The sequence below is a fragment of the Planctobacterium sp. AWH2_060 genome (assembly GCF_056158425.1).
Window position 1 is genome coordinate 4,536,632 of sequence record NZ_JBSWTG010000001.1, and the last position, 15,145, is coordinate 4,551,776.

The following is a 15,145-nucleotide window of genomic DNA, read 5'->3' on the forward strand; positions in this document are numbered from 1 at the left end:
AAAATGCACCTTTGAGAATCACAACGACAGGCAATTTCATGGCAACACCAGGACAACTTTACATTGTCGCAACGCCCATTGGCAATTTAAACGATATAACCCATAGAGCAATTGAAGTGTTGCAAAATGTCGCGATTATTGCTGCCGAAGATACCCGACATAGTGCCCGGCTTTTGCAACATTATGCCATTGATACTCGCATGATTGCATTGCATGAGCACAATGAAATGCAAAAAAAATCCTGGTTTATCGAACAATTGCAAGCAGGGCAGGATATTGCGCTAATCTCGGATGCCGGGACGCCATTAATTAGTGATCCCGGTTACCCTTTGGTAAACGCCTGCCGGGATGCGGGTCTTACGGTGACACCCATTCCAGGAGCTAGTGCCGTGATAACGGCATTGTGTGCGTCCGGTTTGCCCACAGACGCGTTCCAGTTTTTAGGCTTTTTACCAGTAAAACAACAAGCCAGAGAAAATGCCCTCAAAGCGATACAGGGCAGCCGTTGTACGTCCATATTTTACGAAGCCCCGCGTCGTATCAAAGATACCTTAGGCCATATTGCAGCGTTGTTAGATAGCGAAAGGCAGGTGGTTGTCGCAAAGGAGTTAACCAAGAGTTTTGAACAATTCTTTAAAGGCACGGCTCAACAAGCCGTGGCCTGGTTAGAGCAAGATCCGCAGCGAGAAAAGGGTGAGTTTGTACTCTTACTAGCTCCTGATAAAAAACAAGAAGGGGATATTCCCAGCGAAGCGGTGCAATTAATGCAGGCCCTGTTAGCAGAATTACCCGCTAAAAAGGCCGCAGCGATTGTTGCCGAGCATTATCAGCTTAAAAAGAACGATTTGTATAAACTCAGCCTTGCCATGAAAGACCACTAGTTTTTAACTGAGTTAACCTTATTCCACAGGTTCTGGGTCCGGGTGAAGGAGAAAAAGTCCTGAGGATGCCAGCATCTTGGAATAAGATCTGAGTCTTCCCCTTCATTAAAATCAGATTTTAACTCCCGCAATATCTCGATGAGTTTGGCTTTGCTGACTTTTTCCAGCTTTTTGCGCGTCGCCGGGTAAAACAAATTATTGGTTTTACCTATGACGTGATTGAGTGCAAAGGCGTTGAACTGAAGTCCGCGCGTAGCCACACGGCAAATAGGCACATCTATTTGTTTGGGAAATAACGAGTTAACGACGGCATATTCGTATCTGTCCAGATCGAAGCCGTCGGAATCTTTGGGGATGTAAGCCACCCCAAATCCTTGCGGAAATGCCCCGAGGATCTCGATCAGAGTGTCACTAACTTCTTTATTGTAAGCTCCGACTTCCGCTCCTCTTTCCATAACCGCGTTAACACGGGGCAAGGATTCGTAGCTGTAGTTTTCCTTAGTTGACAGTACTACTGAACAGTAAACCTGAGGGACTTTTAACAGGTTGCCAATACCATCGCCAGGATTAATCGCGCCTTTTAAAAGGTTTCTGATAAACAGTAATTTTTGCTTTTCATTTTCATTGAAAGCGGCGCGTTCTTCTTTGCTGTTACCTATGTATTTTTGCATCCCCAAGCCTTGTGTAACAAACTTTAAGGATTGGGTATAATTGATTTTGAGCAGGTTGTTTCGCTCTTCTTTGTCCAGCATGCGAAACTCATTTAAATCACCGTCTTCACCTCTGAGAATCAGCTCTGCGTCTGGGTGCACCTGACCGATATCCTGGCATAAGCAGGCGATTATCAGCGGGATTTCCACATCAGTGCGATATGGCGATAATTCTTCTGAGTGGTCATCGGCTTGCGCCATATACTCAATATTTTGCTGAAACTTCGCACTCAGGTAATCATCCTTAATTTTTTCCTGATGCAATAAGTGGTGTACTAACCGGACTGATAGAATCGCTTTATACAGGTGCTTGGTTTTTTGATTTTGTTTGGCAACATCCCGTCCCTGAGTGGGAGACAACAATTGCAATGTTCCCAACGCTCTGGCGACATTACTGTTAAAATCTTCAAGGTTTTTACCCTGCAAGGTAGACATCAGATCCGTGGTTATCTTCAACACCTTTTCGAGACGCGCTAGTCGCTTTTCGTCAAGCTCGCGTTCTATCTCTTTATGGGCAATTTCCAGAGTGTCTTTTTTGGCGTTGAGCTTTTTTAGCTTTTCTTCATCGGAAGTCATGTCGATGGATTCGTCGACATCGGCAATTTGAGATTTAGCGAATGCCAGGCGTTTTTCATTTTCAGGAGCCTGCGCGAAGTATTCCGCAGCCATTTCAAATAAAGAATCTCGGATCGGGGATACGCTATAAATTCGTTTCAGCAGATCTTTCAGTAGTCGGGTGTGGGAAGCGTCACCCTGTGGACCCTTGCTCATTTGTTCTCGTTAGTGGTTTTTTAAGTTCAGTTTAGATTAGTTTTATCATTTTGTTATACCTAGCGCAAAACAAACCCTGAATATTTCGTATTGTGAAATTCCATGAACCACGTAGAATAGCGGGCGAGCTGACCAGACAATCGCCGCTTGCTTGCAAGGGGAGGAAAGTCCGGGCTCCACAGGGTAGGATGCCAGATAACTTCTGGGCGGCGTGAGCCGACGACAAGTGCAGCAGAGAGAAGACCGCCTCAGCAATGAGGTAAGGGTGAAAGGGTGCGGTAAGAGCGCACCGCGCAACTGGCAACAGTTTGTGGCGAGGTAAACTCCATCCGGAGCAAAATCAAATAGGGTTCCTTATGGCGCGACCCGCGTTGGAACCGGGTAGATTGCTTGAGCCTGTGAGCAATTGCAGGCCTAGATGAATGATTGTCCACGACAGAACCCGGCTTACCGGTCAGCTCCCTATTACCATGAAGCCTCGAAGGAATCTTCGAGGCTTTTTACTCTAGACAATCCGATGAATGATTGTCCACGACGAATTATCTATGGCAAGAGCAGCGGCTTACCGGTCAGCTCCCCAACAACAGAAAGCCCTGATTTTTTCAGGGCTTCTTATTTTGGACAATCGGATGAATGATTGTCCACGACGAATTATCTATGACAAGAGCGGCGGCTTATCGGTCAGTGCTTTAATTCTACAAGGTCTGTAGGTCCGGACTTTAGTCCGACAAATGGTTCAAAATCAACCATAGCCGTCGGGTTGAAACCTTAGGGATCCCCATAAGTTTCCCCTTTAATCTGGGTGAGTGCCACAAGTTCTGACAGAGCCGACTGAAGCTCATCCTGAGTAAAACTATATTGATTACTCTGAATTATTCTGCAGGCCAGATAACAGTAAGACAGCACACGTCTGCGTCTTGTTGTATTGGCCTAATAATGCTTTTGTAGCCCTCTATTCTCAGCGGCTCTACCGATGATGTATAGTTCCCATTGCGCGACTAATAATATCAGCAGAATGACCTGTAGCCTTTTGATTGTTGTGCTTTTGCAACGGCGCAATCCCAACCCATAATATTCGTTCTTACTGTCTCTGAAAGACTCTTCTATGGCTATACGACGTTTGTATAAATTGACCATATCAATTTCTGTAAATTCATTTGGTGGTAAATTACTGGCAAGCAGCCATGGATCTTTATAGGCTTTAACATATCGTTTGTAGCTGGCGCAGTTTGGCCTTTTTGCCCGTTTCCGTTTTTTTGCGACTTTCTTTTTGTCATGGAAAAGTACCGCCCGGCTCCGGAATTTTTTACCTTTAGATATCAACATGTCAGGTAATGCCTGCGGTTTCCCCGTTGCTCTTTCATACAAGTCATTTGGTGTTTCCCAGGTATCACCGTCATCAATGCTGCATTTAACGGTTCCGCGAATACGCCCAATCCAGTTCCACCCCAGCTTTTCAACTTCCCGGAACCAGCGCACCTTGACCCCTGCATCTGTGCAGATGACGGGCTGACACTGTTTCGGGAGACAATGATTCAGTTTATTCAGGAAAGCAATATGACAACCATGAGAGTTCATTTTTCTTTCGGGATATATCTGCTCATAAAGAGTGAACGCCCTGCCATCAAAGGAGACAGAGGCTCTGAGCAAGCACCATGTGTTGTTATCTATATGGGCCCAGTCCACCAGTATCAGCGGGTTTTTCTGATTGGCAAAATATCCGCAAAATTGTTTATAGAAACCGTTTCGGGCATCGGCCAGTTTTTCATAGCCGATGAGTCGGTCGATCCGTTTGATAGCATGTTTTTCACTGGTATCACTGAAGTGGCTCACTTTTCGCCCGATAGCGGTAAGACTGACAGCCGCACCTTCCTGAACTGCGTTTACGGCCAATGCAAAAGATTTTTGCACTCTGACATCGATAGAAATTGAATCAAAAGAAATTAAATCAGATACTAGTGGCATGGCGTCTCTTTGGGATTTGGTGGTTGGTTTTTGGCGAAATTAGATTACCTGGTCAGAGAGACGCCTGCCAGGTCTAATGCAAATATTTATGGGGAGCCTTAAGGTTGAAACCCGACCTACAGGAATTATCTATGACAAGAGCAGCGGCTTATCGGTCAGCACTCTAATTCTACAGGCTCTGTAGGTCCGGACTTTAGTCCGACACAAGTTGTAATTCCACCATCGTTGTCGGGTTGCAACCCGACCTACAGATTCATTAGAAAATGCACTTGATATGCGTATCAGAGAAATTGCTAAAGTGGATTAATTAGCATAAAGTGTGCGCGATTTTTTCATTTGATTTATTAGAGTTCATCTATGTTTAAAAGGGACTTTCTTGGTGCTTTTGCACTGCTGTTGATAAATACCTCCGTTTTTGCTGTTCAACAGGATTTTGATGGCGATAACGTCGCAGATCTTGGCGTAATGAGGTCATCAAATGGTTTCCATTACCTGTTAAATTCATCCGGCAGCAATTTTGGTTCTGAGCGAAGAGATGGCATTCAACGCCATAGCTTGAGTGTTAACCATTCCGATATACCTATTGTTGGCGATTTTGATGGCGATGGTATTTGGGATATTGGTGTGCGCCGCCCTGCTAGCTATGAATGGATCATTCGCAAAAGCTCAGGAGGTGAACTCGAAACCCGTGTCTTCGGGCGACATCCCCTTGACATCCCGGTTCCGGCTGATTATGACGGTGATGGCATCACTGATGTTGCCGTGCGCAGGCCGTCAACGGGTTATTGGTATATTGCCAACTCTTCTGGTGTTGACCTGATTACGGGGCACAGTGACGGTGTAACCCGACTCAAATTTGGATTGAACTCTGCCGACATTCCTGTACCAGCAGACTATGACGGAGATGGACGCGCAGATCCCGCAGTGAGGAGACCCGGCAATCAGGTTTGGTACATTCTTAACTCTGCAGGACAAGACCTAATTACTTCTAACAGGGATGGAATCAGTCGTAAGCGCTTTGGTTTACAGTCTGGAGATGTGCCTGTTCCGGCAGACTACGATGGCGATGGCAGAGCTGATCTGGCTGTATGGCGTCCATCTAAGAATTTGTGGTATGTACTAAATTCATCAGGTGTGGATCTGATAAGTAGCTCTGCTGATGGCATTACTCGTAAATCATTCGGTGACACTGAGAGTGCGATCCCCGTTGTGGCAGACTACGATGGTGATGGACGAGATGATATTGCTATCAGGCGCCCGCAAAGCTTGTCCTGGCTGATACTCAATAGCTCTGGAGTTGATAACAGAAGTGGTCATGACAATGGCGTGAGTAATGTCAGATTTGGCTTGCGGGAGACTGATATACCCTTGAGTCAGCAACCCTATTTGCTTTTTTATCGTTTTGATATTGATGGTGATGGCTATTCTTATAGCGAAGAAATCGCTATGGGGACCGATCCCCTGATCCCCGATAATGTTGATTCCGACGGCGACGGGGTAATTGATGACGAGGATGCGTTTCCTGACGATCCAAACGAGACCACTGACAGTGATGGTGATGGAGCGGGGGACAACGCCGATGACTTTCCGCATGATGCAGGTGAAACCACCGACAGTGACGGCGATGGCATTGGTGATAATAGTGATGCTTTCCCATCTGACCCTACTGAAACACAGGATACTGACTCGGACGGCACCGGTGACAACTCAGATTTTTACCCAACAGATGCCGGTTGTGCTAGTGAAAATGCGGGGGATGGCGAACATTGTTATGCAACACTGATTTTGGAGTTATCGAACCTTAGCGTTGAAAATGATGCTAATAATCAGGTGTTTTTCAGTCTTGCTGCCTTAGATAGCATCATTAGTTTTAATCTCGACAGTAATCAATTTACCCGGGTTTCGATGGCGTCTGATAATAACGAAAACTTAAATGTGATGGCGGTTTCGGAAGTTCATAATCGACTTTATCTTGGGTTTAGTACCGGTCGTATCGCCTATATCGATTTAACAGAGTTGACCTTAAATGAATTTTCGTCCACATCTGAGGCGGTATATGGACTGGCGGCAGTTGGGAATTATATCCTGGCTCAAGATAACAGCGGTGCGTGGGAAAGCCATTACATTTTTGATGTTAACGGTAACCAAACAGACTGGAAAGAGTGGAATCATTACTCGCGGGTCTATGCCTGGAATAATACATTAGAAAGAGTTTACTTTTTTCGGGATACGTCATCGCCCAATGACCTGATGTACGAAGATATCGACCAGGCATCAGGGATCATTACTGCTGATGATGATTCACCTTATCACGGCGATTTCTCTATTGCGCCGCCAATAATAGTCTCTCCGTATGATGATCAGGTCTTGTTGGGCAGTGGCGATATCTACGATGCTCAAACTCTGGAGCATCAAGGCAGTATCGGATTTGCTTTCCACCAGGGGTACTGGACTGCAGAGAGTGGACTGGTAATTTTCCAGAAGCAAGGAAATAGTTTCCTGCTGACTCGTTTTAATGATGAATTTGCTGTAGTAGAGCAAACGCGCTTTTCTGGTGAACTGCTAGATGTGGTCAGTCAGACTGAAAAAGCAGTATTAGTAGTAGAGATGAATAACACCATTAACTATATCGAATACATTGCTGATGACGATATTGATAATGATGGTGTGGATAATCTGGCAGACGCATTTCCTGAAGATGCTGCCGCTTCAGTGGATACGGATAACGATGGTGCTCCTGATAGCTGGAATGATGGATATTCTGAGGCGGAAAGTACAACCGGGTTGCAACTGGACGTTTTTCCAATCGAGTCCTCATGTTGGCTAGAGAGTCACGCTGAAGAGGGAAACTGTGATCCGAACCAAAGACTGGTTTTTGGAGAAGCGCAAAGTTCGCAGCTCTACGATGGCATTTTGTATGTGTTATCGCCTGAAGATCGTCGTATCAACCGAAGAGAAGTAACTAGCAGCACTTATTTAAATCCTATTTTGTTATCCAACAATGATGTTTATGGACAGCCTCTCACCGTCGCTGTGGGTGGTGATTTGGGAGTTTTGGTTGGCTATGACAGCGGTAATATTTTGCGCTATTCGCTTGATGGACTTGGGACTCCCATTGTTTTTGGCAGACTCGCAAATGAAGTTCATCAGGTTTTCGTTGCCGGTGAGCAGGCTATTGCGATTTATGGCAGTGGTAACTATTACCGCAATTACGCGGTACTTGATGAAAACGGCCAGGTAGTTAGTACCTATACCAACGGTGATTATTCCAACGATTATGAGTTTAATTACAACAGCAATCGTCTTTATTGGTTTTCCAACAGCTATTCTGATTATTTGTATAGCGCTTTATTAAGTAGCACAGGCACTCTGACTGAAATTCACTCCAGAAGATATAACTCAAACCCGACATCATTTATGAGTGTTTCAGGAGACGATAGCCGCATTGTCACCGGTGAAAACATCACAGTGGCAGATTATTATGGTGATCCTGTAGTGGCCTCACTAGCAAGGCCCACGGGTCTGACGGATTCCGCTGTTTTGCAAGACTTTATCTGGCTTAATGAAATTGCGGTAGGGTTGTATTCATCAGGTGGAAGAAAATCGTATCTGGCTATATATTCACCGGATCTGAGCATAGCTTATTCATTTGTAGAGATGGATAGTAAAATCATGGCGTTGTTTAGTAGCAATGGTCTGTTGGTGACATTGACTGAGGAACTCGGCAGCTTCGATATTCAAAATGTACCGCTCGAAGCTGACGGTGATCAGGATGGAATTCCCCATTGGTGGGAGACCAGTTATGGATTGGACGATGCCAATGTTGACGATGCTGGAGCCGATCCTGACCTGGATGGTTTAACAAATCTGCAAGAGTACACGGCTTTAACCGATCCTAACCTGGCTGATACTGATGGTGACGGATTAAATGACGGCCAGGAAGTGCTGGAATGGGGACTAAACCCGCTATCAGTTGATACTGATCAGGACCTGTTACCTGATGCCTGGGAAGTGCAAAACGGCCTCAATGGTAATGACAGCTCTGATGCTGCACAGGATAGTGATAACGATGGTGTCAGCAACTACCATGAATACCTCACCGGAACCGATCCGCAAGATGCTAGTTCGATACCAGACTTTATCAGTAATGAGTTATTTTCATTTGAAGGCTACGAAGCCCCACAAGACTGGCTAATTGAAGGTGATTACTCATTTACCGAAAGCGAGGCTTTTCATGGCAATGTCAGCTTGCTGAGTCATAATAATTTCTCCATTGAGTGGCAGGGCCTGTTTGGTAATACTGAGGTGGATTTTTACCTTTACAGTGATTGCTACAGTAGCTACGACAAATCCTACAACTTGTATATCGATGATGAATTACTGAGTTACGGCTATATTGCACAGCTTTCCTGGAATAAGATTTCGGCACTGATCACCATGGGTTATCAGAGCATCAGGTTAGAAGTGGAAAGCAGTGATAGTTCTTGTGGCCTGTATCTTGATGCTGTTACTGCCAAGCCAATGCGCAACCTGTTTGAAATGGGGGCTAATTTTGTTACTCAACGCGATGGCACTTTGAACATCTATGACTACCATGGGGAGCTATTGCGCACAGTGATTGTGCCTGGGGTCTTTGACAGTTATCGCGATGCCAGAGATATCAGTGTATTAGACGATGGGCGGATCGCTGTGTTCAATGGGACGTTCCGACCGGTTTTGAGTATCTATTCGCCACAGGAAAATAGCTGGGAATATATTAAAGCTCCTGCCTGGTCTACGGTGAACAACGGTAGTTACGGGGGAATCGATGCGATTGGCAACAAAGTATTTGTCACCAACATGAGTACTAGCGGTAGCGAAACACAAGGCATCATCTTGTTCGATTTAACTGACAATAGTGTGACTTATCACGATGGTCCAGACCTGACTGATCTCAATGTCGGCTTGGATGGAAACCTGTACGCATTGGGTGACCGCACAGTCTATCAATACAATCCACAGAGTCTCGAATTACTCAATTCAATTTCTATAGACGAATCTCGCAGTATTGCAGTCGATGCATTGGGGTATATCTATGCAGCAAGCTGGTCGTCAGAAATAACTCAATATGACCAAACTGGTAATGAGATCAAAAGCTTATTTAACCCCGATAATGCCAGTTACAATGATATTGCGCTACGAGTCAATGGTGAGATTCGAGCCGCTGAGGCTTGGTATGGCAAAGTCTATCAAACCTCGACGGAGTTAATATCTATTACGCAAATTCCCTTGAACGCAGAGTTCATCGATTTTGTACCTGATATTGACAGCGACACTGACGGTTTACCTGATTGGTGGGAAGGCGGTTTTGGTCTTGATGCGAATAATGCCGATGACGCAGCGTCGGATCCCGACAATGATGGCTTAACAGCACTGCAAGAGTATCAACTGGGTACCGAAGAAAACAATGCAGACACTGATGGTGACGGGCTCGAAGACGGTTTTGAATACAATACTTTTGGTTCCGAGCCCACAGTTGCTGACAGTGACGCCGATGGTTTAAACGACGGTGAGGAATATGAGCAGGGAACCAACCCACTGAGTCGTGACAGTGATTCTGATGGGCTGAGTGATACAGAAGAGCTCAACACTTATGGAACTAACCCCTTAGCCGCAGACAGTGATATGGACGGTATGAACGACCTGTATGAAGTGACCCACGGACTGGATGCGAATGCCGTCGATTCGGATTTAGATGCTGATGGCGATGGGCTGACTAATTTGCAAGAACATGATGTAGGCTCCGATCCCAACTTGGCAGATAGTGATGGAGATACGCTGAGTGATTTTGATGAATTGATGACCTATCTGACTTCACCGATATTGGTGGATACTGATGCCGATCAGCTACCCGATGCCTGGGAGATTGAATTTGCGATGGATCCATTGGACCCTGAAAATGCCACACTGGATATCGACGGAGATTTGTTTAGTGCCCTGGAAGAGTTTTACAGTAATACGGACCCCACTAACAATAGTAATTTCCCTGAGCCCATCAACTGGGGAACAAACCAGGGCGATGAGCGCCACACTGGCTACACACCACACATCCTTGACGCCAATGATTTTGCGTTAAAGTGGCAAGCGACATTACCTTGGGGGAGTCTATTGCCAGTGGCCACGTCTGAAACGATGGTATTCGTTTCTGCAGACAGTTACTTTGGGGAACATGGTATTGCTGGCCTTGATGCTGAAAGTGGCGAAATCAGCTGGCAACTGGACTATGATGGAATTCATTCCGTGAATGCCCCGGCATACCAAGATGGTCAGGTTTACTTTCAAACCGGTGGTCATTCTGATTCGTTTATCCGCTCAGTCGACGCAGCAACCGGCACGCTTAATTTTGAATCAAGCTATGGTAATCAGTGGTCCCGATATTTGGCTCCTACCATTTTTGACGGCAACGTCTATATGGCTGGCGGATATTATGGCGGTACTTACGGGTTTGACGGTACGACAGGGGCACAACTGTGGTTTGCCCGCGGACCGCAATATGATGAATTTACCCCTGCTGTAGATGAGAATTATGTTTATGCCTTCACCACAAGACTGGATATTCTTGCCCGCGAAACAGGAGAGTTAATCAATTCTATTGCTTTCCCTGGCTTCGACTGGGGGGGCTATGATGTTGGCATTGCAACAATTTTAACTGCGCAGAACAACGTGGTAGCTACCCAAAGTGGCACTTTGGTTGTATTCGACACTGAATCACTGTCTGTGAAGTGGAGAAAATCAAAAGCTGGATTTAGCGAACATGTGGCGGTTGCCAACGGTACTATTTACGCGCTGGCCAATGGTTCGCTTTATTCAATGAGTGAGGATAATGGCGAAAATAACTGGGTCTTGGGCACATATGACTTCTCTTCTAACATCATAGTGACTAAAACACATTTATTTGTTGGGGATAGCAGTCGTACCTATGGGATTAATTTGGATAGCAGAGAAATCGAATGGAGTTACGAAGCTGCCGGTGCGTTGAGTCTGAGCAAAGAGGGAATGTTATACATATCCGGCTCGACACTGACGGCTATCGAACTGAAATAGCAGTGCATCTCAAATTAAGACTAAGGCGCATTACCTGACGGGCAATGGAATGCCCGCAAGCTTTGCAGTGTGGCTGTTTGATTAAAGAGGTTTAGGGAGAATACGCTTAAACCCTATATCTCTAAAAGCAACAGCCACCGCAACCGAAAGGGGGAACGCCTCAGTTGCATTTTTTTTGGTTTTCACTGGTCTGAAAAAGAAAATGTTCCCCAACTGTTAACTTCATGCTCCCGAGCCCGTTCCGGGAAATACAGTGTCACATTTTCGCCTTCCTGTTTAATCGCGCTAACGCCAATCATCATGGTCCAGGGAGCGCCCGCGAATTTTTGACGTGCTATTTGAATTTGTCTGTGTGTGCCTTTGGCAAATTTAGGGTTTTTTCTGTTATCAGGATCCTCTAGTCCGAAATAGGGTACCCAAAAACCAGCATAGTCCTGTAAGTCCCATTTGGCTGAAGGGCTCCAGTCCTTGCCATCGAAAATCGATTCTCCCATTTGTGCAGACAGATGAAACTTGTGTAATCGTTCTGTTTGCGGGTGCTTTATGTACAGGTCTAAAACGGTGTAGTCTTCAGCCTTACCCTTGGCACATAAGTAAAAATAGTCGTTATCTTGCATCAGATGAAGTGATGCCCCTGCTGGCAAATCAAATTTTGTTGCAGCCTCCCACTCGTCTCCACCACACTTCCCATCCAGTAAAGCCGATTGGTTGGTTGAATTTATACTGAAATCACTGGCAGCCTTGACGCTAGTGCATAAGAATAAAAGTGAGCAGCTAATAAGCTTTAATATATTGTTCATTGGATTCTCTTTGAGTTTCTACTTCGGTGCTTTCTCGCCCCGGAAAACCGGGCTGTGGGGTCGAAGCTAAACTCAATGAGATTATTATTCCTGAAGACTTTCTGATTTATTGCTGATTTGTAACTGACTTTAATGGTTACTGGATACATGCAGCCAACAATGCTGTAATTCAGGTGGCTGTATGAGTGTTTTATTTCGCAATAGTTTTGCCTGTTTAAGTTTAACAGCGCAATTAACGCTTAGTTCAGCGATGAAAGCTAATGAGCAAATCTATAAGGGTGACAAATGAATACGGATGAATCTGAGTTAAGTAAGCTGAAGGCGAAGTGGCAGAGTCGAGCCATGGTCAGTCAGTCTGCACATTACGATGCAGGTAATAGCTATGAAAAATTGTTTTTGTACCTGGGCGCTACGGTAGTGGCGATGTCGGCCACCGTAGGGAGTGCAGAAGTTTTGGTTCCATCATCTGTAGTAGAAGAACTGGGTGCTGACACTGTTAAAAGTGTGTCTGGTGTCATTAGCTTGTTTATCGCGATATTAGCGGGGCTTCAAACTTTTTTGAAATTCAGCCAAAAATCTGAAAAACATAAATTGGCAGGGGCTAAGTATGGTGACGTCAGAAGGTCCCTCGAAGAAATTTCTCTGCTCATTGGCTCACAAGAAGATAAAGCGAAAGTTGCATTACACGAAGTGAAGAAACAATTAGACTCGTTGGCACTAGAATCTCCGGAGTTGCCAAACAAAATTCTAAAGAAACACGGAGGGTGCGACAGCTAAAGGGGGAGCCTTATACCTGACAGGAGTGCAGAGAGGCGCGATATCATCTGTCTAGCTCTGTTAACTCTATAGCACTATCCAGATTATTCAGAGCTATGGGCTTGGTTAATATTTCATCTATCAATCCCTGATTTTTAAGTTCCTTTGCTGCGTCTTCGATGTCGCCAGTGACCATGATGGTGCGGATTGGATTTTTACTGAGGTGGCGAATCGCCAGTATTACTTCTGTTCCCAACAGGCCCGGCATATTGTGATCCGTGACCAGAACGTTAAATTTGTCTTTCGCTTGTTGAAATAACGCCAGCGCCTCCTGGCCATTGGACGCTTTTGTGACATTGTAGCCTTTCATTGTCAGATAGGTGTTGTAAATGTTGCGCAAACTGGCTTCATCTTCCACCAAGAGCACGTTTTCAGTGCCGCTGCTGGTTTGTGTGCTGAGTTCTGGGGCACTTTCTTCGACTTCTAATTGGCTAACTGGCAGTCGGATTTCAAAACTCGTGCCTTTTTGCAGTTCACTGTGGACACTGATGCTGCCCTTGAGTTTTTGAATGATGCCGTGCACCACGGATAAGCCTAATCCGGTGCCTTCGGTTTTCTTTTTGGTACTAAAAAAGGGTTCAAACAGTTTGTTTTGCACCTCTTCGGGAATGCCACTGCCATTATCGGCTACGGTAAGTACAAATTCTTCCTCTGATCTGGCCAGGGTTAATTCTACTTCTGTGGCACCGGCCTGCGAGGCGTTTTTCACCAGGTTGATCAATATCTGACTCACAGAAGATTCATCTGCCAAAATATTGCCTTGCGCCTGACAATGGAAATTTACCGTGCATTTCTTTTTCAGACCGGGAGTTAATAGTTCCAGGGTTTGACCAATGCTCTGCACAATATCGATGACTTTTAAATATTCAGTATCTGCCCGTGAAAACTGTAATATCTGGCGCACCATACTGGCCCCTCTTTCGCCTGCTTCGATGATGTGACTGACACACTTTTGCGCATTGTCACTTAATTCCACACTGAGCTTTAATAACTCTGAACTGCCGCGAATAATGGCCAGAATATTATTGAAGTCGTGGGCGATACCGCTGGCCAGGGTTCCCATGGATTCCATCTTTTGCGCGTTTTGTGAACGTTGCTCGATTTCGATGATAGAGCGCAAATCTGTGATATTGAGCCAGACTAGCTCTGCACCGTCTTCTATGCGATGTGAGCTAAAGCGGTCAAAGAAGACCGGTATTTCTGAGCCATTCATGGTCAACACTTTCCCTGACATTTCGCTCTGCTTGCTATCATCATGGCCCAGGCATACCGAATCCACCTGCGTCCCAATAAGTTGCTGTTTATTTTGGGATTGCAACATATCGACGAAGCTTTGATTAACAAAATTTATCTTACCGGTGGCTTTTTCATAATTTAGTACACCGTTTTGCGAGTGATCGGTAAAGGTCTCAAAGGTGTGCCTGATGCGGGTGATTTGCGTGCGTTGCCGTTCAATGGCTGCTTTGTCGCTTTTAACCCGCCGCAGAACCGGCACCACGACAAATAGCAGTGCAGTGATTATCAAAGTGACAGAGATGATCAGGGTTTGCCGTAAGGTAGTGAGTTGTAATTCCTGGTGGCGTTTTTGGCTTACCTGCAAGGTATCAGCCAGCTGTCTTAGTTCATTAGCTAAATTGCGGTTGGTGCTACTGGCAATGAACCCTTCTGCGTTTTCTGTTTCGTCTTTTATGGCTTCTCGGGTTACGGCTATCAGAAGTTCTATCTGGTTAAATACTTCATCTGTAAGGTGTAAGCCTATCGGCGAGGCGGTGTCTACTTCAAGATGACGAAAATAATTCATGTTTTCCGTAATACGGGAAAGATGTTCCACTGCCCGACGTTTGAGACTGCGTCTGGCTGTCGGCTGATTAACTGATACCAACGATAGCAGGGTTAATTCCAGCGAGCGGGCTCGCTCACTCAGTTCCTTTGCCAGCTCTGCTTTTAATATTGCTTGTTTTTGTTGTTCGATGAAGTGTTGCTGAACGCTGTAGGACACCAGCAATACCACCAGGACGGTGATCAGGGAAATGGTAGAGCGGGTTTTAAAGCCCGTAAGGGATAACGCTTCCATGGTTAAGGCTGGTGTTTTTTCCGCAGTTAGGTTTTTTTAAAGATA

General features: G+C 45.5%; 7 protein-coding genes and 1 other RNA gene. 4 read left to right on the forward strand and 4 right to left on the reverse strand.

The features are described 5' to 3' along the window. Positions 1–38 precede the first annotated feature (38 nt). On the forward strand, positions 39–881 hold the full coding sequence (rsmI, locus tag ACXAD8_RS19550; RefSeq protein ID WP_475231647.1) for a 16S rRNA (cytidine(1402)-2'-O)-methyltransferase: 843 nt from the start codon (positions 39–41) through the stop codon (positions 879–881). Here the strand turns inward: rsmI and ACXAD8_RS19555 are convergent. Continuing rightward, the gene (locus ACXAD8_RS19555) at positions 878–2,362 is read right to left on the reverse strand and encodes a hypothetical protein (RefSeq protein ID WP_475231648.1); all 1,485 of its coding nucleotides are present in this window, start codon (positions 2,360–2,362) and stop codon (positions 878–880) included. The genes rsmI and ACXAD8_RS19555 overlap by 4 nt on opposite strands. A gap of 124 nt (positions 2,363–2,486) precedes the next feature. Between ACXAD8_RS19555 and rnpB the strand changes: the two genes are divergently transcribed. Further along, positions 2,487–2,828, forward strand: an RNA gene (gene rnpB, locus ACXAD8_RS19560) — RNase P RNA component class A. A 464-nt stretch (positions 2,829–3,292) separates the two neighbouring features. Here rnpB and ACXAD8_RS19565 read toward each other — a convergent pair. Beyond that, positions 3,293–4,327 (reverse strand): IS4 family transposase, encoded by a 1,035-nt coding sequence (locus ACXAD8_RS19565; protein ID WP_475231650.1) that lies wholly within the window; start codon positions 4,325–4,327, stop codon positions 3,293–3,295. A 357-nt stretch (positions 4,328–4,684) separates the two neighbouring features. Here ACXAD8_RS19565 and ACXAD8_RS19570 point away from each other — a divergent pair, with 357 nt between their 5' ends. Further along, positions 4,685–11,410: an outer membrane protein assembly factor BamB family protein gene (locus ACXAD8_RS19570; RefSeq protein ID WP_475231652.1), complete on the forward strand. Its 6,726-nt coding sequence runs from the start codon at positions 4,685–4,687 to the stop codon at positions 11,408–11,410. Positions 11,411–11,592: 182 nt separating this feature from the next. Here the strand turns inward: ACXAD8_RS19570 and ACXAD8_RS19575 are convergent, their stop codons facing one another. Then, a complete protein-coding gene (locus ACXAD8_RS19575; protein ID WP_475231654.1) occupies positions 11,593–12,210 on the reverse strand; it encodes a hypothetical protein in 618 nt (205 codons plus the stop codon). 285 nt (positions 12,211–12,495) lie between these two features. Between ACXAD8_RS19575 and ACXAD8_RS19580 the strand changes: the two genes are divergently transcribed. Next, positions 12,496–12,987 carry an SLATT domain-containing protein gene (locus ACXAD8_RS19580; protein ID WP_475231656.1) on the forward strand — a complete coding sequence of 164 codons (492 nt, stop codon included), beginning with the start codon at positions 12,496–12,498 and terminating at the stop codon, positions 12,985–12,987. Positions 12,988–13,030: 43 nt separating this feature from the next. Here ACXAD8_RS19580 and ACXAD8_RS19585 read toward each other — a convergent pair whose 3' ends face one another. Beyond that, entirely contained in the window at positions 13,031–15,100 is a 2,070-nt protein-coding gene (locus tag ACXAD8_RS19585; protein WP_475231658.1) for an ATP-binding protein, read from the reverse strand. Positions 15,101–15,145: the final 45 nt, after the last annotated feature.

What these genes read in the sequence shown, in the direction of transcription:
- rsmI (WP_475231647.1), top strand. Translation starts at nt 39, where the DNA reads ATGGCAACACCAGGACAACTTTACATTGTCGCAACGCCCATTGGCAAT.
- ACXAD8_RS19555 (WP_475231648.1), bottom strand. Translation starts at nt 2,362, where the DNA reads ATGAGCAAGGGTCCACAGGGTGACGCTTCCCACACCCGACTACTGAAA.
- ACXAD8_RS19565 (WP_475231650.1), bottom strand. Translation starts at nt 4,327, where the DNA reads ATGCCACTAGTATCTGATTTAATTTCTTTTGATTCAATTTCTATCGAT.
- ACXAD8_RS19570 (WP_475231652.1), top strand. Translation starts at nt 4,685, where the DNA reads ATGTTTAAAAGGGACTTTCTTGGTGCTTTTGCACTGCTGTTGATAAAT.
- ACXAD8_RS19575 (WP_475231654.1), bottom strand. Translation starts at nt 12,210, where the DNA reads ATGAACAATATATTAAAGCTTATTAGCTGCTCACTTTTATTCTTATGC.
- ACXAD8_RS19580 (WP_475231656.1), top strand. Translation starts at nt 12,496, where the DNA reads ATGAATACGGATGAATCTGAGTTAAGTAAGCTGAAGGCGAAGTGGCAG.
- ACXAD8_RS19585 (WP_475231658.1), bottom strand. Translation starts at nt 15,100, where the DNA reads ATGGAAGCGTTATCCCTTACGGGCTTTAAAACCCGCTCTACCATTTCC.